General features: G+C 62.9%; 24 protein-coding genes and 1 pseudogene. 12 read left to right on the top strand and 13 right to left on the bottom strand.

Annotated elements, in window-relative coordinates:
• Positions 1-37: 37 nt before the first annotated feature.
• Positions 38-568, bottom strand: coding sequence for an ankyrin repeat domain-containing protein (locus ASF84_RS18080; RefSeq protein ID WP_056840234.1), 531 nt, complete (start codon positions 566-568; stop codon positions 38-40).
• A 323-nt stretch (positions 569-891) separates the two neighbouring features.
• Between ASF84_RS18080 and ASF84_RS18085 the strand changes: the two genes are divergently transcribed.
• Complete coding sequence (locus ASF84_RS18085; RefSeq protein ID WP_056840235.1) at positions 892-1,170, top strand: DUF3509 domain-containing protein; 279 nt, start codon at positions 892-894, stop codon at positions 1,168-1,170.
• A 137-nt stretch (positions 1,171-1,307) separates the two neighbouring features.
• Here the strand turns inward: ASF84_RS18085 and ASF84_RS18090 are convergent, their stop codons facing one another.
• From ASF84_RS18090 to aroC, 4 genes are all read right to left on the bottom strand, one after another.
• Positions 1,308-2,030, bottom strand: coding sequence for a helix-turn-helix transcriptional regulator (locus ASF84_RS18090; RefSeq protein WP_056840236.1), 723 nt, complete (start codon positions 2,028-2,030; stop codon positions 1,308-1,310).
• A gap of 188 nt (positions 2,031-2,218) precedes the next feature.
• Positions 2,219-2,764, bottom strand: coding sequence for an acireductone dioxygenase (locus tag ASF84_RS18095; RefSeq protein ID WP_056840237.1), 546 nt, complete (start codon positions 2,762-2,764; stop codon positions 2,219-2,221).
• A 54-nt stretch (positions 2,765-2,818) separates the two neighbouring features.
• Positions 2,819-4,000, bottom strand: coding sequence for an MFS transporter (locus ASF84_RS18100; protein WP_056840238.1), 1,182 nt, complete (start codon positions 3,998-4,000; stop codon positions 2,819-2,821).
• A 25-nt stretch (positions 4,001-4,025) separates the two neighbouring features.
• Positions 4,026-5,117, bottom strand: coding sequence for a chorismate synthase (gene aroC / locus ASF84_RS18105; RefSeq protein ID WP_056840239.1), 1,092 nt, complete (start codon positions 5,115-5,117; stop codon positions 4,026-4,028).
• A 131-nt stretch (positions 5,118-5,248) separates the two neighbouring features.
• Here aroC and ASF84_RS18110 point away from each other — a divergent pair, with 131 nt between their 5' ends.
• Together ASF84_RS18110 and ASF84_RS18115 are read left to right on the top strand one after the other, a co-directional pair.
• Positions 5,249-6,274 (top strand): alpha/beta hydrolase, encoded by a 1,026-nt coding sequence (locus tag ASF84_RS18110; protein WP_056840240.1) that lies wholly within the window; start codon positions 5,249-5,251, stop codon positions 6,272-6,274.
• A 76-nt stretch (positions 6,275-6,350) separates the two neighbouring features.
• Positions 6,351-7,139, top strand: coding sequence for an N-acetyltransferase (locus ASF84_RS18115; RefSeq protein ID WP_056840241.1), 789 nt, complete (start codon positions 6,351-6,353; stop codon positions 7,137-7,139).
• Between the two features lie 21 nt (positions 7,140-7,160).
• On the opposite strand, the gene prmB is transcribed toward ASF84_RS18115, so the two are convergent.
• Complete coding sequence (prmB, locus tag ASF84_RS18120; protein ID WP_056840242.1) at positions 7,161-8,069, bottom strand: 50S ribosomal protein L3 N(5)-glutamine methyltransferase; 909 nt, start codon at positions 8,067-8,069, stop codon at positions 7,161-7,163.
• A 224-nt stretch (positions 8,070-8,293) separates the two neighbouring features.
• Here prmB and ASF84_RS18125 point away from each other — a divergent pair, with 224 nt between their 5' ends.
• The 4 genes from ASF84_RS18125 (at position 8,294) to ASF84_RS18140 (ending at position 10,852) form a co-directional block, all read left to right on the top strand.
• Positions 8,294-8,884, top strand: coding sequence for a cysteine hydrolase family protein (locus ASF84_RS18125; RefSeq protein ID WP_056840243.1), 591 nt, complete (start codon positions 8,294-8,296; stop codon positions 8,882-8,884).
• A gap of 45 nt (positions 8,885-8,929) precedes the next feature.
• Positions 8,930-9,487, top strand: a complete 558-nt coding sequence (locus tag ASF84_RS18130; protein WP_056840244.1) for a Smr/MutS family protein — start codon at positions 8,930-8,932, stop codon at positions 9,485-9,487.
• Positions 9,488-9,875: 388 nt separating this feature from the next.
• Positions 9,876-10,421 carry a GTP cyclohydrolase I FolE gene (gene folE / locus ASF84_RS18135; RefSeq protein WP_056840245.1) on the top strand — a complete coding sequence of 182 codons (546 nt, stop codon included), beginning with the start codon at positions 9,876-9,878 and terminating at the stop codon, positions 10,419-10,421.
• A 59-nt stretch (positions 10,422-10,480) separates the two neighbouring features.
• Positions 10,481-10,852, top strand: a complete 372-nt coding sequence (locus tag ASF84_RS18140) for a glutaredoxin family protein (RefSeq protein ID WP_056840246.1) — start codon at positions 10,481-10,483, stop codon at positions 10,850-10,852.
• Between the two features lie 61 nt (positions 10,853-10,913).
• Here ASF84_RS18140 and ASF84_RS18145 read toward each other — a convergent pair whose 3' ends face one another.
• Positions 10,914-12,065, bottom strand: a complete 1,152-nt coding sequence (locus tag ASF84_RS18145) for an aminotransferase-like domain-containing protein (RefSeq protein WP_056840247.1) — start codon at positions 12,063-12,065, stop codon at positions 10,914-10,916.
• 82 nt (positions 12,066-12,147) lie between these two features.
• On the opposite strand from ASF84_RS18145, the gene ASF84_RS18150 reads away from it, so the two are divergent.
• Positions 12,148-12,603 carry a MarR family winged helix-turn-helix transcriptional regulator gene (locus ASF84_RS18150; protein ID WP_056840248.1) on the top strand — a complete coding sequence of 152 codons (456 nt, stop codon included), beginning with the start codon at positions 12,148-12,150 and terminating at the stop codon, positions 12,601-12,603.
• A 109-nt stretch (positions 12,604-12,712) separates the two neighbouring features.
• Positions 12,713-13,906 (top strand): benzoate/H(+) symporter BenE family transporter, encoded by a 1,194-nt coding sequence (locus tag ASF84_RS18155; RefSeq protein WP_056840249.1) that lies wholly within the window; start codon positions 12,713-12,715, stop codon positions 13,904-13,906.
• A gap of 167 nt (positions 13,907-14,073) precedes the next feature.
• Here ASF84_RS18155 and ASF84_RS30265 read toward each other — a convergent pair whose 3' ends face one another.
• From ASF84_RS30265 to pyrF, 4 genes and pseudogenes are all read right to left on the bottom strand, one after another.
• Positions 14,074-14,955 carry a methyl-accepting chemotaxis protein gene (locus tag ASF84_RS30265; protein WP_442963078.1) on the bottom strand — a complete coding sequence of 294 codons (882 nt, stop codon included), beginning with the start codon at positions 14,953-14,955 and terminating at the stop codon, positions 14,074-14,076.
• Positions 14,932-16,035 (bottom strand): annotated as a pseudogene (locus ASF84_RS30270) (HAMP domain-containing protein); the annotation flags it as partial. The gene ASF84_RS30265 and the pseudogene ASF84_RS30270, both read right to left, overlap by 24 nt.
• A 189-nt stretch (positions 16,036-16,224) precedes the next feature.
• Positions 16,225-17,151, bottom strand: a complete 927-nt coding sequence (locus ASF84_RS18165; RefSeq protein WP_056840251.1) for a S66 peptidase family protein — start codon at positions 17,149-17,151, stop codon at positions 16,225-16,227.
• 300 nt (positions 17,152-17,451) lie between these two features.
• The gene (gene pyrF / locus ASF84_RS18170; protein WP_056840252.1) at positions 17,452-18,150 is read right to left on the bottom strand and encodes an orotidine-5'-phosphate decarboxylase; all 699 of its coding nucleotides are present in this window, start codon (positions 18,148-18,150) and stop codon (positions 17,452-17,454) included.
• A 200-nt stretch (positions 18,151-18,350) separates the two neighbouring features.
• Between pyrF and ASF84_RS28610 the strand changes: the two genes are divergently transcribed.
• Entirely contained in the window at positions 18,351-18,518 is a 168-nt protein-coding gene (locus tag ASF84_RS28610; RefSeq protein WP_082481693.1) for a DUF2897 family protein, read from the top strand.
• Positions 18,519-18,543: 25 nt separating this feature from the next.
• On the opposite strand, the gene ASF84_RS18175 is transcribed toward ASF84_RS28610, so the two are convergent.
• Positions 18,544-19,392: a substrate-binding periplasmic protein gene (locus ASF84_RS18175; RefSeq protein WP_056840253.1), complete on the bottom strand. Its 849-nt coding sequence runs from the start codon at positions 19,390-19,392 to the stop codon at positions 18,544-18,546.
• Positions 19,393-19,590: 198 nt separating this feature from the next.
• Here ASF84_RS18175 and ASF84_RS18180 point away from each other — a divergent pair, with 198 nt between their 5' ends.
• Together ASF84_RS18180 and ppnP are read left to right on the top strand one after the other, a co-directional pair.
• Complete coding sequence (locus tag ASF84_RS18180; protein WP_056840789.1) at positions 19,591-20,133, top strand: exonuclease domain-containing protein; 543 nt, start codon at positions 19,591-19,593, stop codon at positions 20,131-20,133.
• Between the two features lie 89 nt (positions 20,134-20,222).
• Positions 20,223-20,504: a pyrimidine/purine nucleoside phosphorylase gene (ppnP, locus tag ASF84_RS18185; RefSeq protein ID WP_056840254.1), complete on the top strand. Its 282-nt coding sequence runs from the start codon at positions 20,223-20,225 to the stop codon at positions 20,502-20,504.
• A gap of 53 nt (positions 20,505-20,557) precedes the next feature.
• On the opposite strand, the gene ASF84_RS18190 is transcribed toward ppnP, so the two are convergent.
• Entirely contained in the window at positions 20,558-22,324 is a 1,767-nt protein-coding gene (locus ASF84_RS18190) for an ABC transporter transmembrane domain-containing protein (RefSeq protein WP_056840255.1), read from the bottom strand.
• Between the last annotated feature and the right edge of the window lie 246 nt (positions 22,325-22,570).

The raw sequence follows: 22,570 nt of genomic DNA on the forward strand, positions 1-22,570 counted from the left end.
CGGGAAACCCGGCGCGGCTCTATCGTGCGTTGTCACCTCAGCGCTGCATCGCGGCCAATTGAGCGGCCGTATCTGCCGCCCCCATGGCCTGCGCGGCGCCCAGGGCCGTGACGCCACGGGCATCGCAGGCCTGTGGATTGGCGCCGCGCTCGATCAGGTAATCGACAATCGCCGTGCGATTGAACATCGCCGCCATCATCAAGGCCGTGCGACCGTCGACTGAAGCCCCTTCCACGTTGGCGCCGGCCTCGACCAGTGCCTGGACCACTGCCAGGTCACCCTTGAAGGCCGCGCCGGCAATCGGGCTCTGGCCGTTGTCGTTACGGATTTCAGGATCGGCCTGGTGCTTGAGCAACACCTGCACGGCCGACAGATGGCCATGATAACTGGCCAGCATCAGCAAGGTGTCACCCTTGTGGTTACGCAGGTTGACAGGCAAGCCCTTGTCCAGCAGACGCTCGAGCATCAGCGCATTGCCCTGGCGGGCGACGTCGAATACCTGTTCGGCAAACTCGGCGGTCTCCTCATCGGTCATTACTTGAGGGGGATTACGATGGGCATCGGTCATGAAACACTCCTGATAACTCGAACAAGCGAGGCGTAGCTGATAGTGACCGTCAGTCTCTCCAGCGGTTCGACGCCAGTCAAAGCAGCACGATCTATGACGTTGATAGATAAATAAACACGGCACTTTTTCTTGGGGACGGTGGTCCTACGACCGGCAAAATGCAGGATGCACGAGGGGCATTCATGCATTTTGCACGAGAATGAAAAATCGCCTTATTTATAAGTTATTGTTTTATAAGCTATTTTTTAAATACCTCATGCTGGCACAGACACTGCAATCACTAGGTCACGCTTGAAATACCATGACCTATGGAGCCGCCAGACATGACTTTTATCCAGGAAAAATTCGCCTCGGTCTTTTCCGACTATGTTGTTACCACTCAGGCCCGCCCTGATGGCGGCGTTCTGCTGACCCTGCGCGACCACGACGGCAACCAGACCCGTCGCTGTGTGTCCTACGCCCAACTGCACACCCCGGTACAACTGGAATGGCTGATCAGCGCCATCCGTCGCGACCTGGCTGCCCAGGCCAGTGAGCTGCCAGCGATCACCATGCTGCAAAGCCAGCACCGTTTCGACCTGCCGACCTACCACACCCGTTGAACCTGCATGGCCGTCAGTGACGGCGTTGCACTTCTGCACCCTGCTCCTTCGATCTCGCCGTGATCGCCCTGTGCTTTCACGGCATTTTTTTGCCTGCCAGAGCCTGTTGTCGCTGCACCGCAGCTGTGCTGAAACGGCTAGCCTATCAATCCGCGGCACAAGGCCTCGCCCACTGCCTGTGCCCGATTGGCGACGCCCAGCTTTCTGTAGATGGCCTTGAAGTGATACTTGATTGTTGCTTCGCCGACTTCACGCATCGCGGCGATTTCCCAACGAGTCTTGCCCTCTCGCGCCCAGCGCAGGATTTCCAGCTCGCGGTCGGTCAGTCCATGCGCACGCAATTGCGCGCCGTGCCCGACCATGTGCAACACCGGCACCAGGCTGCTCAGCAGGTATTTGTCTTCGCTGCCTGGATTTCGGTTCAGGCCGGCCAGGGTGCAGACCGAGACGACCCCGTTCATGCCCCGGCAATGGCTGGTATAGCCATAGGACTGCGCTGGCAGCAACGCGCAGCGCTGAGCCATGTCCTGGCAGGCGGTGGATGCCGGGTACTGGCGAAACGCATCACGCCAGTCGATGAAGCCCATCCGGTTGCGGTAACAACGGATGACCGGGTCTTCGGTCAGCATCTGGCCTTGCCGGTAGAAACGACTCCAGGCGTCATCGACGTTGGAGGTCACCAGGGTCAGTAATGACGCACTCTTGAACTGATAGAACAAGGCCCGTTCGCAACGGCATTCCTGCCGCAGCCACTGAAGTGCGTTTTCGATGGCCACGCGGCCATCACGTTCGGAGATGTTGCTCACCATTTGCTGTATCAGTAAGTTCATGTCGTGTCTGGCACTGCGTTGGGCTGCCATCGCGAATCACAGCGTCCGGGCAGCCTTGATGTAAGGGATGCGACTGGGTTACAGACATGAACCTACACCAATAAACACGCTGAAAACCCTGGCGCGCAACAAACAGGAAAGACTGACCTCCAGACAGATCAGGTCCTACCGGCGCATGGGATGTCACTGACATCCAGGCGCCTGGAGGCAGCAAAAAGTCAGTCGTCGAGACCTGCGAAGCGGCTGGCGATGTCATCGCCGGTCATGCGTGCCACACCCCCTGCCGAACTGAAGATCCGGATCACCACCAGATGCGGATGCTCCCCCAGATCGAACCAGTGGCGCAGGCCGGCCGGCACCGAGACCACATCGTTGCGCTCACACAGCAGCGCATACACATAGTCATCCACGTGCAGGCAGAACAGGCCACGACCGCTGACGAAAAAACGCACCTCGTCGGCCTCGTGAAACTGCTCTTGCAGCCACTGTTCGCGCAGCTCGGTCTTTTGCGGATGATCGCGGCCCACGCTGATAACCTGCGGCAACGCCTCATTGCCAGCGGCGCCCCTGAGCCCGTCGATCTGCGGCTGCAGCGCGGTGATCACGGCCTGCGCCTCGGTACCGGGGACGATCGGCACGGGCACCTGCAGGCGCGCAAAGGTCACGCCTCGCTCGGCCAGGGTGGCGGCGATGTCTTCCTGGTGATTGAGCACCTTTTGCGGCATCTCCGGGCAGTCGGTGTGGTAAACGAACAGGCTGCTCATAGGGGCAATTCCTTATAGGTTGCAGGCCGTGATCAGCAGGAACCGCTGCGGCTCTTAATGAAAGGTTGGAGGTTCGCCAGGCGGCGTCTTGCGCGCAGCAACAATCAGGCAGGCCGCCGCCAGGGCGGCCAGGCTGGCGATGGCAAAGGTCCAGGCCGGACCCAGGGTGTTCCAGCTGTAACCTGCATACAAGGCGCCCAGGGCACCGCCCGTACCAGACAGGGCCGCATACAACGCCTGTCCCTGACCTTGCTGGCGCGCTCCGAAACTGCGCTGCACGAAGTGAATCGCGGCGGCATGAAAGCTGCCAAAGGTGGCGGCGTGCAGCAACTGGGCAAACAGCAGCACACCCGGGTATTCGGGCCATTGGCCGAGCAGCAGCCAGCGCAATGCCGCCAGCATGAAGCTGACCGCCAGCACCTTGCGCACGGAAAAACGCTGCAGGATGCGGCCCATGACCATGAAGATCAGCACTTCGGCCACCACACCCAGCGCCCAGAGCAGGCCGATGGCGCCACGCCCATAGCCCAGGTGCTCAAGGTGCAGGGTCAGGAAGGTGTAGTAAGGCCCGTGGCTGAGCTGCATCAAGGCCACACAGACGTAAAAGGCCAGCACGCCAGGGCGGGTCAATTGTCGCCACAGGCCGCCTTCATCGATGCGTACGGGACCGGACACCGGCTGGGCATTGGGCACCAGCCAGCTGCTCAAGGCGATACCGGTGATGATCGCCAGCAATAGATAGGGGTACAGGTCCAGGCTGAAGTGCTGCAGCAGTGCGCCCAGCCCCACCACCGCCAGGGTAAAGCCGACCGAGCCCCAGACCCGCACCTGGCTGTAGCGCCAGGGCTGGTCACGCAGGTGCGCCAGGGTGATGACTTCGAACTGTGGCAGCACGGCATGCCAGAAGAACGCATGCAAGGCCATGACCATGGCCAGCCAGACATAGGTTTTGTCGACCAGGATCAGGGCGAAGGTCACTAACGTGCAAGCCGCGCCGAAACGCACGATTGCCAGCCGACGCCCGGTGACGTCCCCCAGCCAGCCCCATAGATTGGGGGCAATGCAGCGCATCAGCATCGGAATGGCGACCAGTTCGCCGATGCGCGCACTGGAAAACCCCAGGTGACTGAAATACAGCGCCATGAAGGGCGCCGTAGAGCCCAGCAAGGCGAAATAGAACAGGTAGAACCCGGACAGCCGCCAGTAAGGCAGCTGTCCGCTGGCAACCGGCGTCACGCCGTGGCTCTTGGGCCGGCGGGTGTCACAGCTGGCCCAGCACCGGGGTGGTGACCTGCACATCGGCGTTCTGACCGCGATGGCGCAGCAGGTGATCCAGCAGCACGATGGCCATCATCGCCTCGGCGATCGGCGTGGCACGGATGCCGACGCACGGATCGTGGCGCCCCTTGGTCACCACTTCGGTCGACTGGCCGTCCACATCGATGGAGCGACCCGGCGTGGTGATGCTGGAGGTCGGCTTGAGCGCCAGGTGGGCGACAATCGGCTGGCCCGAAGAAATGCCGCCGATGATGCCGCCGGACTGGTTGGACACGAAGCCTTCGGGGGTCAGTTCATCGCGATGCTCGGTGCCGCGCTGGGCCACGCAGGCGAAGCCGGCGCCGATTTCCACGCCCTTGACCGCATTGATGCTCATCAGCGCATGGGCCAGCTCGGCGTCCAGACGGTCGAAGATCGGCTCGCCCAGGCCGGGCATCACGCCTTCGGCCACGACGGTGATGCGCGCGCCGACCGAATCCTGGTCGCGGCGCAACTGGTCCATGTAGGCTTCCAGTTCCGGCACCTTGTCCGGGTCGGGCGAGAAAAAGGCATTCTGCTCGACGCTGTCCCAGGTCTTGAACGCGATGGGGATCGGGCCCAACTGGCTCATGTAGCCGCGCACGGTGATGCCCAGGCTGGCCAGGTATTTCTTGGCAATGGCGCCGGCCGCCACGCGCATGGCGGTCTCGCGCGCTGAACTGCGACCACCGCCACGGTAGTCGCGGATACCGTACTTGTGATGGTAGGTGTAATCGGCGTGTGCCGGGCGGAACTGGTCCTTGATTGCCGAGTAGTCCTTGGACTTCTGGTCGGTGTTGCGAATCAACAGGCCGATCGAGGTGCCGGTGGTCTTGCCTTCGAAGACGCCGGAGAGGATCTCCACTTCGTCGGCTTCCTGACGCTGGGTGGTGTGCCGGCTGGTGCCAGGCTTGCGCCGGTCCAGGTCGCGCTGCAGGTCGTCCAGCGACAGCTCGATACCCGGCGGGCAGCCATCGACGATAGCGACCAGCGCCGGGCCGTGGCTTTCACCGGCGGTGGTGACAGTGAACAGCTTGCCGAAAGTGTTGCCGGACATGCGAGGGCTCCGAGAAAAACCAGTTCGAGAAAAGCAGGCGCGCAGTATACGCAGGCTCGTCGTACAGTTCACCCACGAACCTTCGCAGGCGCCGCGCGTCCAAGCGATACCTCCCTCATGATGGCCTTGTGATGCACCCTGGAATTTCCCTGAATCGCTCCTTGCCCGCCCTGCTCTGCCTGGCCCTGACGTTTCTGGCCGGCCTGGCCCAGGCCGCCGCGCCCAGCGTGCTGCAACGCCCCATCAGCCTGCAGACCGGCAATGGCACGCTGTATGGCACCTTGCTGCTGCCACGCTCGGACCAGCCTGTGCCGGTGGTGCTGATCATCGCCGGCTCCGGGCCGACCGACCGCAATGGCAACAACCCCGAAGGCGGTCGCAACGACAGCCTCAAGCAACTGGCCATCACCCTGTCGCGGTACAACATCGCCAGCGTGCGCTATGACAAGCGTGGCGTGGCCGCGAGCAAGGCAGCCACGCCCGACGAACGCAACCTCAGCGTCGAAGGTTATGTTGACGACGTGCTGGCCTGGTCGCGCCAGCTCAAGCAGGATTCGCGCCTGGGCCCGCTGATTCTGCTGGGGCACAGTGAAGGCGCACTGATTGCCTCACTGGCGGCCAGCCGGTCGCAAGCCGCGGCGATCATCACCGTGGGCGGCACCGGGCGCCCCGTGGATCAGGTGCTGCGCGAGCAGTTGCAGGAGCGCCTGCCGGAAAACCTGCGCCAACGCAGCGATGAATTGCTCGACACACTCAAGGCCGGGCGCACCGACCCGCAGGTGCCTGATGACCTGAAGGTGGTGTTTCGCCCCAGCGTGCAGCCTTATCTGATATCGCTGTTGCGCCAGGACCCGGCCGCCGCGTTTGCCAGCATTCAAGTGCCGGCGCTGATCGTGCAGGGCCGCAACGACATCCAGGTCAGCGTCGAGGACGCGCAGCTGTTACAACAGGCACGGCCTGAGGCGCAATTGGCGCTGATCGACGGGATGAATCACGTACTGCGCATCGTGCCCAATGACCTGGAGCAGCAACTGCGTTCCTACCGCAACCCCAAGCTGCCCCTGGCCAGCGAACTGACCCGGCATATCCTGGCCTTCATCGCAGAGGTGACGTCAATGCAACAGAATGTTGGCGTCAATCCGACCAACGCCCCTTAAGAGTCGGGCGAACCGGCCGATAGCGAGGCACTGGCTGTGTGTGCGCTGTGCACGGCCGTGGACAGGATTGCCGTGAATGACCCAAGCCACTGAAACCGCTGAAAAACCCGCCACTGAAGAGCCCGCCGCACCGCCGCAGCCCTGGGAAGACGTGCTGCCCGAGCATTTCCAGATGCTGCGCCTGGCCCCCTTGCCCACCGATCGCGCCACCGGCGGGCGTCCTCTGCGCTTCGTGCAGTTCGGCCGCGCCGAACGCCACAGTCGGGAACTGAGCCTGCTGCGCCTGAATATCCAGCTGCCGGGGCAACGCGTGCGCCGTGAGCAAAACCACCTGGACGTGTGGGCTGATCACCAATTGCGCGTGGTGCGATTCGGGCCTGAATCCGGTCTGCAGGTCGAGCCGTGGAACCGGGGGCTGGGACGCTTTCTGATCGCCCACGCCATTCACTGGGCGCAAAAGCGCTGGTCGACCTACAGGCTCGAAGGCGTCGAACTGGCCAGCAAGGACGGTTTGAACCCGGACACCCGCAATCGCCGCGACCATTTCCTGCGCACCCAGGGCTTTGAAGTCGTCTACGAAGACACTCAGCACATGAAGGGCAGCATCAAGGCGGTGCAGGTCGGCAACCTGCAGAACACCTGGAACAATGACAAGGTGCAGATCGTCGAGGTTATCGACGCCGCGCACATGCTGGAAAAGGCCGAGCAGAACCTGGCGGCGCAGGAAGCCGAAATCCGCAAGCATGAACAGAGGGTCAACAAATACAAGCGTGACGACAGCAGCCTGCGCTTCACCATTGCCTGCCTGGTCACCTTTGCGGTGTTCCAGGCCGGGCTGTTGATCTGGATCGCGACACACCGGTAGCACCCGGTGCGCCGGGCCGGCTTAAACCTGCGACTTGAACAAGGCCTGGTGCGTGCGGCACTGCTCGGCACTGAGCATGAACACACCATGGCCACCGCGCGTGAAGTCCAGCCAGGTGAAGTCGACCTGCGGGTACAAGGCCTGCACGTGCACCTGGCTGTTGCCGACCTCGATGATCAGCAAGCCTTTTTCGGTCAGGTGGTCGGCCGCCTCGCCAAGCATGCGCCGCACCAGGTTCAGGCCGTCGTCGCCGCAGGCCAGGGCCAGCTCCGGCTCGTGCTGGTACTCGTCGGGCATGTCGGCAAAGTCTTCGGCATCGACATACGGCGGGTTGGACACGATCAGGTCGAAGCGCTGACCAGGCAAACCTGCGAAGCCATCGCCCTGCACCGTATAGACACGCTCGTCCAGTCCATGGCGCTCGATGTTCTGGTTGGCCACTTCAAGGGCGTCGAACGACAGGTCGGACAGAACGACCTCGGCTTGCGGGAAGACCTCGGCGCAGGCAATGCCGATGCAACCGGAGCCGGTGCACAGGTCGAGGATGCGCGCAGGTTCCTGGGCCAGCCAGGGCGCGAAGCGTTCTTCGATCAGTTCGGCGATGGGTGAGCGCGGGATCAGCACGCGCTCATCGACGATGAACGACATGCCGCAGAACCAGGCCTCGCCCAGCAGGTAAGGCGTGGGCACGCGCTCGTCGATACGGCGCTTGATCAGGCGCTGCAATTCGCAGACTTCATCGACTTCCAGCCGGCAGTCCAGGTAGCTGTCGGCGATCTCCCAAGGCAGGTGCAAGGCACCCAGCACCAGTTGCCGGGCTTCGTCCCAGGCATTGTCGGTCCCGTGACCGAAAAACACATCTTCCTCATGAAACCGACTGACAGCCCAGCGGATATGATCGCGCACGGTGCGCAAGCGGGAAGTGATCATGGGCAAGCTCCTGAGAAAACGACGCCAGATTCTAACAGCAGTGAGTGACGGAAAGCTGCAGAGTGTCTACCATTGCACCCCTTCCATCAAGGCAAACAGCCATCATCCAGTGCTTGTTCCCCTGTCCTGCAGGCCGCTAAAACCGCGGCTTTCAATTGTGGCGATTCACAGAACCGCTCGACCAGAGGACAATGTGACAAAAGCCCCACTTGAAGGAGCCCCTGATGCCCTCTCTTAAGACCATGTTTCAACTCAGCGGACGGGTGCATGCCCGGGCCAGCCTGAGCAATGCCACGCTGATCATCATCGACGCCCAGAAAGAGTACCTCAGCGGTCCTCTGGCGCTGAGCGGCATGCAGGAGGCACTGGCCAATATCGGCAAGCTGGTCGAAAAGGCCCGTGCGGCCAAATGCCCCATCGTGCACATTCGCCACCTCGGCACGGTAGGCGGCCTGTTCGACCCGCAGGGCGAACGCGGCAAACTGATTCCGGAGCTGCTGCCACTTGAAGGTGAGCATGTGATCGAGAAGCGCCTGCCCAACGCCTTCAATGGCACCGGCCTGCACGAGCTGTTGCAGAGCCTTGGCCATCTGGACCTGATTGTCTGCGGCTTCATGAGCCACTCGAGCATCAGCACCACGGTGCGCGCCACCAAGGACTACGGCTACCGCTGCACCCTGGTGGACGACGCCTGCGCCACCCGCGACCTGCCAGGCCCCGACGGTGTCGTCAGTGCACAAGTGGTACACCGCACCGAGATGGCCATCATGGCTGACAACTTCGCCACTGTGGTCGTGACCCAGGACCTGATCTGATCCCTTCGGGCTGTTGACGCTGCAACAGCCCGCCCAAGGCCCCTTATGCCAGACGATGACTTTTCCCTCTTTCACAACGAAATGCGCGGTGTGAAACCGATCCGGCATGCACATGCCGACCTTGGCAAGCCCAAGGCCGACCGCCGTCAACTGGACAGACTGCGCCAGTCGGCCGTGGCCAGCACGCAGACCCTGACCATTGACGGCCTGTCCGACCAGTTCGTCATCGATGTGGGCCCCGAAGATGTGCTGCACTGGGCGCGTGATGGCGTTCAGGAAGGGCAGATGCGCAAGCTCAAGCTGGGTCAGATTGCCTTCGAGGGCAGCCTGGACCTGCATGGCATGAACGTGGAGATGGCGCGCGAAACCCTCTGGGCGTTTCTTGCCGAAGCCACGAAACTGGAAGTGCGCTGCGTGCGCGTGACCCACGGCAAGGCGCAGCGCCTGGACGGCAAGCGGCCGATGATCAAGAGCCACGTCAACACCTGGCTACGCCAGCACCCGCAAGTGCTGGGCTTCTGCTCATGCCAGGCCCGGCACGGGGGTGCCGGTGCCCTGTATGTGCTGCTCAAGCGCACCATGCTTGAGGGGCGCGACGAATAACACACCCCTTGCCAGGCTCAGCGCGGCCCCGGGCCACCACCGCCTGGGCCACCGCCAGGACCGCCCTGATGGTGACCGCCGCCCCCGCCACCCTGCCCACCATGACCGCCCGGCCCCCAGAATGGCCAGCAACCGGACATTGACGACAACACGACGACAAACAGGGCTGTTTTTGCGACTCGACTCAACATGGGCTTTCCACTCTCCGGCAATAATCAGGATGATCTGCACCTGAGACTGCCCGAGCAGGCAAAAGTAGGTAGCGTTCTGGTCGCTGCATGGTAAGCAAACCGATACAAACCCGGCGTTTCACAAGCGGCCATACACCTGCCCGCATGGGTCGGGTAGTATGTGCGCCTGATCGCTCTCCATACGGAAACACATTCCCGTGACACTGGAACACAACTACACCGCCATCCTTGGCCAACTGGGCGAAGACGTTGCCCGTGAAGGCCTGCGCGACACGCCCAAGCGGGCGGCCAAAGCCATGCAGTACCTGTGCCGTGGCTACCAGCAGACGCTCGAAGAAGTCACCAATGACGCGCTGTTCAGCTCCGACGCCAGTGAAATGGTCATGGTCAAGGACATCGAGTTGTACTCGCTGTGCGAACACCACCTGCTGCCCTTCATCGGCAAGGCCCATGTGGCCTACATCCCCAATGGCAAGGTGCTGGGGTTGTCCAAGGTTGCACGCATTGTCGACATGTACGCCCGCCGGCTGCAGATCCAGGAAAACCTCAGCCGCCAGATTGCCGAAGCCGTGCAACAGGTGACCGGTGCACTGGGCGTGGCCGTGGTGATCGAAGCCAAGCACATGTGCATGATGATGCGCGGTGTGGAAAAACAGAATTCCTCGATGATCACCTCGGTGATGCTCGGCGAGTTCCGCGACAATGCCGCGACACGCAGTGAATTTCTCAGCCTGATCAAATGACAGGCACCGGTGCCGGGCGCTCTGCCCTGGCGCCGGCCCCGCCCCAAAGAGGTACGCCCGTGCTCATGAAAGCCCTTCGGGTTGGTCTTGGCCAACTCATCGTTCTTGGCGATGCCGTTTCCCGTCCGGCCCGCAAGAAACGCAGCGCCGAGGCCCAGGCCGAGGTCGACAAGGCCGCCCGGGACCTGACCCTGTATCAGTTCCATGCCTGCCCGTTCTGCGTCAAGACCCGCCGCACCCTGCACCGCCTCAATGTGCCGGTGGCCCTGCGTGATGCCAAGAACAACGAGACCGACCGCCAGACCCTGCTCACCGAGGGCGGCCGGGTCAAGGTGCCCTGCCTGCGTATCCAGGAAGGCGACAAGGTCACCTGGATGTACGAATCCAAGGTCATCATCGCCTACCTCGACCAGCGCTTCGGCGCCGTCTGATCCACGCGTTCAGTCGCCCCTGCCGGCGTTGCGCCGCCAGGGCGGCTGGTACTGTCCGCGACTAATGCACCGCACGAATGACCGCCGCCAGGCGTCTGAGACCTTCATCCAGGCGCGCCGGATCGATATGGCTGAAATTGAGCCGCAAGTGGCCATGATGGGCCTGCGGATCGGCAAAGAACGGCTCGCCCGGCATGAACGCCACGTCCTGCGCCAGTGCCGCGTCAAGCAAGGTGCGGGTATCGAGCGGCCGCTTGAGGGTCAGCCAGAAAAACAGCCCGCCCTGCGGCGTGTTCCAGTTCGCAAGGTCGGCAAAATGCGTTTGCAGGGCCACCTCGAACGCATCGCGGCGCTCACGGTAGAACTGGCGCAGCACGCCCAGATGGTCGTTGTAACGTGCGCTGCCGATCCACTGCAGGGCCTGCCACTGGCCGATACGGTTGGTGTGCAGGTCGGCCGATTGCTTCAGGCGCAGCAGGTGCGGGAACAGGTCGGGGCTGGCGATCAGGTAACCGACGCGCAGGCCCGGCAGCAGGGTCTTGGACACCGTGCCGGTATAGATCCAGCTTGAACGACGCAGCCGCGCCACGATCGGCCGCGCGCTGGCACCATCGAATGTCAGCTCGCGGTAGGGTTCATCTTCGATCAGGGTCACGCCGAATTCATCAAGCAAAGCGGCCACCGCCTCGCGCCGCGCCTCGCTGTAGCGCACCCCGGACGGGTTCTGAAAGGTCGGAATCAGGTAGGCGAAGGCCGGCGAGTGCTGTTCGAGGCGCTGGCGCAACGCCGCCAGGTCGGGACCTTCGGACGCTACCGGTACAGTCAGGCAATCGGCCCCAAACAACTGGAAAATCTGCAGGGCGGCCAGGTAAGTCGGGCCTTCCATGAGGATTTCGGTGCCTTGATCGATGTACAGCTTGGCGGCCAGGTCCAGTGTCTGCTGCGAACCGCTGACCACCAGCACCTGGCTGGCCTGGCAAGCGATGCCCAGCGCCCGGGCTTCGGCAGCCAGCGCTTCGCGCAGCGCCGGCTCGCCTTCGCTCATGCCGTATTGACCAAGACTGACCGGCATGGCCGACCAGTCCATCGCCGGCAGCATCGACTCGGCAGGCAGGCCACCGGCAAAGGACATGACCTCCGGGCGCTGGGCAGCGGCCAGGATCTCGCGGATCAAAGAACTTTTGAGGCGTGACACTCGTTCAGAAAAAGCCATGACAGTTCACCGGTAGCCGAGCAGAAGGAAAATACGTCAAACTCGTTGACCAAACTACGTGGCCAGCGGTAGATACGTCAATATGCTTGACCTTAAAAACTGTTCCAGCCAACAACTGGCCATGGAGGCTTTCTTCTTCGGCTACCAGGCATTCACGGCCAAGGCCGACGAGATGCTGGCCCGCCGGGGCTTCAGCCGCGTGCACCAGCGCATCCTGTTTTTCATCGCCCGCCACCCGGACCTGAGCGTCAAGGAATTGCTCGGCGTACTGGGCGTCAGCAAGCAGGCGTTGAACATGCCGTTGCGCCAGTTGCTGGCCATGGACATGGTGCACAGCACCGCGCCCGAGACCGACAAGCGCAAGCGCCTGCTGAGCCTGAGCGCTGAAGGGCAGACGTTCGAGCAAGCCTTGCGCCGTGAACAGGTCAAGCTGTTGCAGCGCGTGTTCGCCGAAGCCGGGCAAGAGGCGGTCGAGGGCTGGTTGAGTGTCAACCAGGCGCTGGGCAAGACCCTGCAGCCGGGCGCGGCCGGCAAATGAGTGAACAACTGTACGGCCCAATACGCCCTTCGCTGTATCGTAACGCCGTGTAACTGCCGGGTTTAGGCTGGGCGCCTTCGTCATTCGTATGTTGCAAGGAAAGCCCCGCATGCCCCAGACCGCCCTGAAAACGCCCCTGCGCCCGTTGGCAGATTCTTCGCTGTCATCGGTGGTGGCCGGCTTCATTGCCATGATGACCGGCTGCACCAGCTCGCTGGTGCTGATGTTTCAGGCAGGACAAGCCGCCGGTTTGAGCGGTGGGCAGATTTCTTCGTGGTTGTGGGCCTTGTTCATGGGCATGGCGCTGTGCAGCATCGGCCTGTCGCTGCGCTACCGTACGCCGATCACCGTGGCCTGGTCGACGCCGGGGGCGGCGCTGCTGGTCACCAGCCTGGGCGGGGTCAGTTACCCCGAGGCCATTGGCGCCTTTATCACCTGCGCGGTCATGGTCACCCTGTGCGGCCTGACCGGCAGTTTCGAGCGCTTGGTGCGCCGCCTACCGGCATCGCTGGCCGCCGCCCTGCTGGCCGGCATTCTGTTCAAGATCGGCAGTGAAATCTTCATTGCCGCCCAGCATCGCACCGGCCTGGTGCTGGGCATGTTCTTCACCTACCTGATCATCAAGCGAATCTCGCCCCGTTATTGCGTACTGGCCGCCTTGCTGGTCGGCATCGGCCTGTCTGCCGCGCTGGGCCTGCTGAACTTCAGTGGCTTTGCGCTGGAACTGGCCACACCGGTCTGGACCACGCCGAGCTTCTCGCTGGCCGCGACCATCAGCATCGGCATTCCGCTGTTCGTGGTGGCCATGGCCTCGCAGAACATGCCGGGAGTGGCAGTGTTGCGGGCCGACGGCTACGACACGCCCTCCTCGCCCCTGATCAGCGTGACCGGCCTGGTTTCGCTACTGGCGGCCCCCTTTGGTTCGCACGGCATCAACCTGGCGGCCATCAGCGCCGCGATCTGTACCGGCCCGCATGCGCATGAAGACAAGAGCAAGCGCTATACCGCTGCTATCTGGTGCGGGGTGTTCTACGCCGTTGCCGGCCTGTATGGCGCCACCCTGGCGGCGCTGTTCGCGGCCTTTCCCAAGGAGCTGGTGCTGTCGATTGCCGCGCTGGCGCTGTTTGGCTCGATCATGAACGGCCTGACCGTGGCCATGCAGGAACCCGGCGAGCGGGAGGCGGCGCTGATCACCTTTATGGTTACCGCCTCGGGCCTGACGCTGTTTTCGGTAGGATCGGCGTTCTGGGGGATCGTGGCGGGCGTGCTGACACTGCTGATCCTCAATGCTCGAGGACGGTAGGAGCGCGCTCTGCCCGCGACCGAGTGCGCAGCGCTCGCAAAATCTGCGAAACGCCACAAATTTACGACTGCTAACGCAGCCGGTCGCGGTGGTCCGGCATTCCGGCAAGCGCGCTTGCCGGCGACAGCGTGCCGCCTTGGCGCGGCGCCAAGGCGGCGGGTAATCGCCTACAACCGGAAATGCCCGACCATGCCCTTGAGCTGGGCGCCCAGGGCGGCCAGCTCGACGCTTGAGGTGGCGTTGCCCTGCATCGCCAGGGCCGACTGGTCGGCACTGCTGCGAATGCTGGTGACGCTGCGGTTGATCTCTTCGGCCACCGAGCTCTGTTGTTCGGCGGCCGCCGCGATCTGCTGGTTCATCTGCTCGATGGTCGAAACCGCCGTGGCAATGCTTCCCAAGGCGCTTTCGGCCTGCCGCGCATCGCCGACGGCCAGCCTGACCAGTTCGCTGCTGCTCTGGATCTGCTCCACCGACGTGCGCGCACCGTTGCGCAGGCTGGCCACCAGTTGCTCGATCTCGGCCGTGGACTGCTGGGTACGACGCGCCAGGGCCCGGACCTCATCGGCCACCACGGCAAAGCCACGCCCCTGCTCGCCGGCGCGGGCCGCCTCGATGGCGGCGTTGAGGGCCAGCAGGTTGGTCTGCTCGGCCACACTCTTGATCACGCCCAATACCTGATCGATGTCCTGTACCTGGGCGCTGAGGTTTTCAATGCTCTGGCTGGCAGCCGAGGAGGCATTGGCCAACTGCTCGATACGCTGCAGGCTCTGGCGCACCACCGCCTGGCCGGTGCCGACTTTCTCATCGGCACTTTGGGCCGCCAGCGCGGCCTGTTCGGCATTGCGCGCCACATCGTGCACAGTGGCGGTCATCTGGTTCATGGCCGTGGCCACCTGCTCGGTTTCTTCTTTCTGGCTGTTGACTTCCAGGTTGGTGTGCTCGGTCACCGTCGACAAATCGTGGGCCGAGCTGGCCAGTTGTTCAATTCCTGCCTGCAGGCCACTGACGATCCGGCTCAGGCCGTTGCTCATCTGCTGCATGGCCTGCATCAGTTGGCCAATCTCGTCCCGGCGCTCCACCTGGACACTGCCGCTCAAATCGCCGGCAGCAATGCGCTGTGCCTGGCCGATCACCTGGCGCAGGGGCCCCACGATCAGACGGGTGATCAGCCAGGCCGCCATCAGGCCGACCAGCAACGCCAGCACCGAGCCGGCGAGTATCTGCCAACTGCCAAGATTGATCTGTGCCTGCATCGACTGGTCTTCGGCGGCATACACCTGGCGCACCTGTTCCACCACCTGGCGGGCATTGGCGGCCAGTTGCCCGGCCACTTCGGCCTGCCGGGCCAGCAGGTCGGTGTATTGCTTGAGCTGGTCGTTGAAATTGGCAATGTGGCCACTGACTTCGTTGATCACCGTCTGGTAACCAGGGTCGCTGATCGCGCCCTTGAGCTCGTCGGCCAGGGCACGGGCCTGTTCGGCCTGTTCGATAGTGCCGGTGCGTACCTCCTCGCCCGCGCCGGTGCGGCGGCTCTTGTCCAGGCGCACACGGGCTTCGTCCATGGCCTGCAGCATCAAGCGGGAGACCTGGCTGACCTTGCCGGCCTGCTCGATGAACGCTGCACCCTCCTTGCCCTGAGTGTCCTTGAGCGTCCAGGCGCCATCGTCGGCCAGGCCGTTCTGCAGCACTTCAAGGTTGTTGGCGACGCTGGAGACCGACCAGTTGGCCATTTCCAGCGCCAGGTCCTTGCTCTGGTTGATGTCGACAAAGGCATCGAACGAGCGGCGATAGTCGACCAGCCCCTGACGCACCTGGCCCATTACTACCGCATTGGCCGGGGACGCGGCCGCGAGTGCCTCGGCACGCGCAGTGAGTGCATCGACCTCGACCCGCAGGCGCTCGGCGACCTTGGGGTCGTTATGCAGGGCATAGTCCTGCTCAAGCAGGCGCACGTCAAGCAGGCTGCTGTTGAGCGCTGACATCTGCTTGAGCCCGTCGAAATGCTGGTTGACGCGTTGCAGGGACCACACGCCCAGGCTCGCAACCAGTGCCGTCAGCAGCAACACCAGGCCAAAACCCAGGCCCAGTTTTTTTGCCATGCCCAGATGAGTAAATCCGGTCGACCTCATAGCATCCCGTTCCCATTAGAAAGATGTGCTACAGCAACATTCAATATCCGTGCAGGGTCGCAACGGACAAGCAGCCATACAAGCAGGGAATGCAGGAGTAGTAGCAATAAGCTATATGGAGGTCGTTTCCAGAATGTTTCAGGCCGGTGGCGGGCCCCGAAAACGGCTCGCCACCTTATTACGGTCTGTTCAGGCGCGGGTGCCGGCACTGACCCATAAGGTGCCAGCATCGGCATCCAGCACCGCTTCGGTGCCCAGCGGCAGGGCCACATTGACGCTGCCGTGCCCGACAGGCAAGCCGCCAAGTACCGGAATGCCCAGCTCGCCCAGCCGCTCGAGCAGCACCTGTGCCGGGGTGATGCTGCCGGCAGCCTGCTCCGGCACACTGAAATCACCGAGCGCCACGCCGGCCAGCCCTTGCAGCACGCCGCAGTTGCCCAGGTGGGTCATGAGCCGATCGACCCGATAGGCCGCTTCGCCAACGTCTTCGAGCAGCAGGATGGCGCCGCTCAAGTCGGGCATGAACGGGGTGCCGATGCAGGTGCTGAGCATGCTCAGGTTGCCCCCCAGCAGCAGGCCCCGGGCGCTGCCGGCAGTGCACACGCTGCCGGTGCCGGCGCGTGGATCCGCCTTGAGCTGCACAGGCTCGGTGCTCATCAGGGCCTGCCGCAGGCCGGCGGCGAGTGTCGGGCTGTCGCCAATCTGATTGGCCACCGGGCCATGTACACAGGCCAGCCGTGCCTGGGCCCAGAGCAATCCGTGCAAAGCGGTGATGTCGGAGAAGCCACTGACCAACTTCGGATCGCGGCGCACGGCCGACAGGTCGACGCCTGTCAGAATACGCTGCACGCCATAGCCGCCCCGGTTGCAGATCACGGCACGAATCTCGGGGTCGTTCAGGGCCTGGTTGAGGTCGGCCAGACGGTTGGCATCGGTGCCGGCATGGAACGAATGCCGGTCCAGCGCATGCGGGTAGATACGCGGCCTGAGCCCCCAGCCTTCGAGCACAGCGGCGGCGGCCTCGATTCTCTGGGCCTGCACCGGGCCGGCCGGCGATACCAGGGCCACGGCATCGCCGGGACGAAGCGCTTGCGGATACAGCGTTGGAATCGACATGGGTCCATCCGAACAATCAATGAGCCGTCAATCTAAAGCAGCCGGGCCTGCCCGCTCAAGTCAGCTTTCTCGGCGGAACTGAAGGGAAAAGGCTCATTGGTCTGTCAGGCGCGTCCTTGCGTTGCAGGAACGGCCGAGTGCGAAGCGCTCGCAGAAATCTCGGAGCGCTGCAAATTTACGACTGCTGCGCAGCTTGTAAAAATAGTGGCGTTCAATCAACTTCTGCGAGCGCTTGCGCACTCGGTCGCCGGCAAGCGGGCTCCTACCGGGTTGCAGCGGTCGGGGGCAGCCTAATGGGTCTTACGCCAGTTCGGCGACCACCGCTTGCAGCGCCTGGGCCGGATCGGCGGCCTGGCTGATCGGGCGGCCGATGACCAGGTAGTCGGAGCCGGCTTCCAGCGCCTGGCGCGGGGTCAGGATGCGGCGCTGATCGTCCAGCGCACTGCCGGCCGGGCGAATGCCGGGCGTCACCAGTTGCAAGGCCGGATGCGCGGCCTTGAGCGCACGGGCTTCCTGGGCCGAACACACCAGGCCATCCAGGCCGGCCTGCTGGGCCAGGCCTGCCAGGCGCAGCACCTGCTCTTGCGGCTCGATGTCCAGGCCAATGCCGGCCAGGTCTTCACGTGCCATGCTGGTCAGCACGGTGACACCGATCAGCAAGGGCTGCGGGCCGCTGCGCTGGTCGAGCACTTCACGACAGGCCTGCATCATGCGCAGGCCACCGGAGCAATGCACGTTGACCATCCACACGCCCATCTCGGCGGCGGCCTTGACCGCCATGGCGGTGGTGTTGGGAATGTCGTGGAATTTCAGGTCCAGGAACACCTCGAAGCCGCGTTCGCGCAGGGTTTCGACGATGCCCGATGCGCTGCTGGTGAACAGCTCCTTGCCGACCTTGACCCGGCACAGCTTGGGATCGAGCTGATCGGCCAGCTTGAGGGCGGCGTCACGGGTCGGAAAATCCAGGGCAACGATGACTGGGGTCTGGCAGGCGGACATTAGCGGGTTCTCAGGCTGGTCGAAATCGGCGCGTATTGTAGCCGAACATCAGCGGCGACGGGACCCGATGATCAGCTTTTGCCATTGTCGGGGATCTGTCGCCATCAAGGCTGCCATGCGAAGCGCAAGGCCAGCCTACACTGGGAACCATCGGACACCGCGATGGCTCAAACCGACATGAACAAGAAGGAGTGCGCGTTATGCCCTGGTATGCCTGGTTAATTCTGATCGTTGCAATCGGCTCGATCGTTGGCGGGCTCATGTTGTTGCGCGACACGGCGCAAAAACTGCCACTGACCGAAGATCAACTCAAACGCGTGCGCGAGCGCAACGCCGAAATGGATGCCAAGGAGGCCAAGGATCGCTGACACTGCCTGGGCATCGCCGCCTCGCTCAGGGCTTGACGGTCACCCGAGCCTTGTTGCCCATAGGCCCCTCGACCGGCAGGGGGCGGGGTTCTGTCACCACGCGAATGCCGTAGGGCTCGAAAATCCTGGCCATTTCACCGCTGTCGCGCACCTCGCGCAGCAACCCGGAGAACGCCTCGGCGGTTATCGCGCCGCCCGGGCGTATCAACGCAAAGTGCCGGTACACCTGATCCACACGCTCGGACACCAGTAACTGATCGGCCGAAAGAATATGGCGCACCTGTGCATCGTTAAGAAACGAACGGGTGACGGGCGCAATGTCCACCCGCCCACGCGCCACCATCAGCAGATTGCTCTCGTGCGAATAGGTCAGCGTTGCATTGAACGTGGACGTCAGATAGCCGGGGTCGGCGTTGTAACGCGCAAATCCGTAGTGGTAGCCGCTGAACAACGCCAGGTGCTTGTCGCTCAGGTTGGCAAAATAATCCTGCTGCCGGCCCGGTACCCGCCGGGCCACGAACACCTCAGTGTCCTCAAGGCCCATGTCGACGCTGACATGGGCAATGCCCTGCCAGTCCCACTGTGGATTCTCGAAAACCACCATGTCGACCCGCCCCTGGGCCAGATCGCGGTAACGCCGGGTGACCGAAGCCGGCACCACGACGAACGTATAAGCCTGCTGGCGGCGATTCAACGCGGCCACCAGTTCAGCGAGCAGATCCTGGCCCTGGCCATTTTCCGGCCGCACGACATAAGGCGGAAAATGCACGGCACCGATGCGCACGACCTGCGCAGCCTCGACCTGTACGCCAGCCGGCAACAGGGTCGCCAAGGCCAGCGCCAGAACAGCAAGAAACGAGCGTAGAGGCTTCATGATTCAAGGCGCGTGGAAAACTGTACACGCTATGCGGTTTTGACCGGTTAGACAACTCCGGCTACATCGGCGACGGCCGGTGGCAGCACCTTTGATACGCTTGAGAGTCGATGTAACACATACCTGCGCACACAGACGCGAATCTGGCTACGCTGGACGCACATGTTGCGTATAGAACCGATGGATGGGAGCTTGAACATGCCACATTGGCTGGTGATCGACCTGGAAGCCACCACCGAGGAAGGGGGTTGGCCGGTCGCAGAAATGGAAATCATCGAAATCGGTGCCACCCTGGTCAATCAGGATGGACGCGAACTGGATCACTTCGAGCGTTTCGTTCGCCCGGTCAGAAGGCCGCTGCTGACGCACTTCTGCCGCGAGCTGACTCACATCAGCCAGGGCGACATTGACAGCGCCGCCTCGCTGCCCGCTGTCTGGCTGCAATTCGAACGCTGGCTGGGTCACCACCGGGCCCGCGTCGTGGGCTGGGCCAGTTGGGGCGACTACGACCACAAGCAATTGCAGGAAGAATGGCGTAACCACCAGTTGAGCAGCGCCTTGCAGCAACTGCCCTATGTCAACCTCAAGCAGCGTTTTGCCCAGGCCCGGCAACTGCACCGCCCGGTGGGCCTCAACAGCGCCTTGCAACTGGCCGGCATGCAGTTCAGCGGCCAGCAGCACCGCGCTCTGGTCGATGCGCGCAATACGGCCAGGCTGATGCCACTGATCCTGCCTAACTAGCGCCCTGCAAGACCTTTGCAGCGGATGACGTAAAGAATCGGGTTGGGCATACTGGCCGCCCTTTTCCAGCCATTCTTCAAGGATCCGCCATGTTCAAGGTCAACGAGTATTTCGACGGCACCGTCAAATCCATCGCCTTCAGCCAGGCCGAAGGCCAGGCCACCATCGGTGTGATGGCCGCAGGCGAATATGAGTTCGGCACCGCCCAGGCCGAAATCATGCACGTCATTTCCGGTGAACTGGTCGTCAAGCTGCCTGACAGCAGCGACTGGCAGACCTTTGCCACTGGCAGCCGCTTCAACGTACCGGCCAACAGCAAGTTCCAGTTGAAAGTCAGCGTCGACACCGCCTACCTGTGCGAATACCGTTAAGGCCTCGAGCGGCAAGCTGAACCGCGAACCGACTGCTACGGTTCGCGCATCCGTCACACCTCGGCATTGAACTGCAACGCCGCCAGCCGTGCATACAGCGGGTTGCTGGCGATCAGTTGCCGATGCGTGCCCACGGCCACCAGGCGCCCCTGATCGATCACCGCAATGCGATCGGCGTTCTGTACGGTGGCCAGGCGGTGCGCGATCACCAACGTGGTGCGGTCCTTCATCAGGCTCGGCAGGGCCTGTTGAATCAGGTGCTCGCTTTGCGCATCCAGCGCACTGGTGGCCTCGTCCAACAGCAGGATCGGTGCATCGACCAGCAAGGCCCGGGCAATCGCCAGGCGTTGCCGTTGACCGCCGGACAAGCCCAGCCCATCCTCTCCCAGATGCGTGCGATAGCCGTTTTTCATCTGCTGGATGAATTCATGCGCATGCGCAATACGCGCAGCCGCCTCGACCTGCTCGTCGCTGGCCTGGGGCCTGCCGTAGCGAAGGTTGTCCTCGATACTGCCAAAAAAAAGCGCAGGGTTCTGTGATACCAGTGCAAAGCAACGGCGCAACTCATGTGGATCAAGCTGCTTGAGCGGTACGCCCTCGATGCGAATCTCGCCGTGCTGCGGGTCATAGAAACGCAGCAACAGGTCGAACAGCGTGGATTTGCCCGCCCCGGAAGGCCCGACCAAGGCCAGGGTCTCGCCGGCCTCGATGGTCAGGCTCAGCGCGTCAAGCACCTTGCGCTCCGGCCGTGAAGGATAGGCAAAGCCAATATTTTCAAGCGCCAGGCGACCACTGACCCGCGCCGGCAAACGGTCGGTGACCGTCAGCGGTGCTTGTATCTCATTGCGTGCCTGCAGCAATTCGCCAATGCGCTGTGCGGCGCCGGCAGCCCGCTGCAGTTCGCCGATCACCTCGCTGATGGTGCCGAACGAGGTGCCGACAATCAGTGCGTAGAACACAAAGGCGGCCAGTTCGCCGCTGGTGATGCGTCCGTGAATGACATCCATGCCGCCGACCCACAGCATCACCGCCACGGCCCCCAGCACCAGGCCGATCACCAGGGTGAACAGCAAGGCGCGTTGCAGGATATGCCGGCGGGCAGCCTCGAAAGCCTGCTCGACCGTGCCGGCAAAGCGCTCGCGGTCCTGCGGCTGGTGGTTGTAGGCCTGCACGGTCTTGATCTGCCCCAGGGCCTCGGCCACGTAGCTGCCGACCTCGGCGACCCGGTCCTGGTTCTGCCGCGACAGGCGTCGTACCCGGCGGCCGAAGATCACGATCGGCGCCAGCACCAGCGGCAGGAAGGCCACGACAATGCTGGTCAGGCGCGGGTTGGTGATGAACAGCAGCACGATGCCACCGATGACCATCAGCGAACTGCGCAGGAACATTGACAGTGAGGCGCCGATCACCGATTGCAACAAGGCTGTGTCGGCGGTGAGCCGCGACTGGATCTCTGAACCACGGTTGGATTCATAAAAGCCGGGGTGCAAATCGACCAGATGGTTGAAAACCGCCTTGCGCACGTCGGCCACCACGCGCTCACCGGTCCATGACACCAGGTAGGAGCGCACGAACGTCCCCCCGGCCAGGCCCAGGATCAGGCACACGAACAGCACAATCGACTCGTTGAGCGATTCGGTCGAGCGGGTCATGAATCCTTGATCGACCACCAGTTTGATGCCCTGGCCCATGAACAAGGTGATGCCGGCGGTCACCACCAGGGCCAGCAAGGCGGCGCCAATGCGCCAGCGGTAAGGTGAAATAAAACGCCAGGCCAGGCTCAGGGCCTGACGCGAATCACCGGAAAACGCAAAAACCATGAACTCAATTCCATCTGTCATATCACATATAAGGGCAAGGCTAGACTACTGGCACTTGCGCACCTGCGTCAGCCACCCTACGTGGTTATGACGACATTGCAGAGACACCGGAACCGATCGGTCTAAGCAGGCACTGGATGTTTACAGCCTGTTCTGCTGCACTACCGCACTTGAATGATCGCGGCGTCACGGCGCGTTCATCAAGCGTGATTACCTTGACTGCGACATCTGATGAAGGAGAAAGAC

Origin of the sequence: Pseudomonas sp. Leaf127 (assembly GCF_001423155.1) — a bacterium.
Classification (GTDB): domain Bacteria; phylum Pseudomonadota; class Gammaproteobacteria; order Pseudomonadales; family Pseudomonadaceae; genus Aquipseudomonas; species Aquipseudomonas ovata.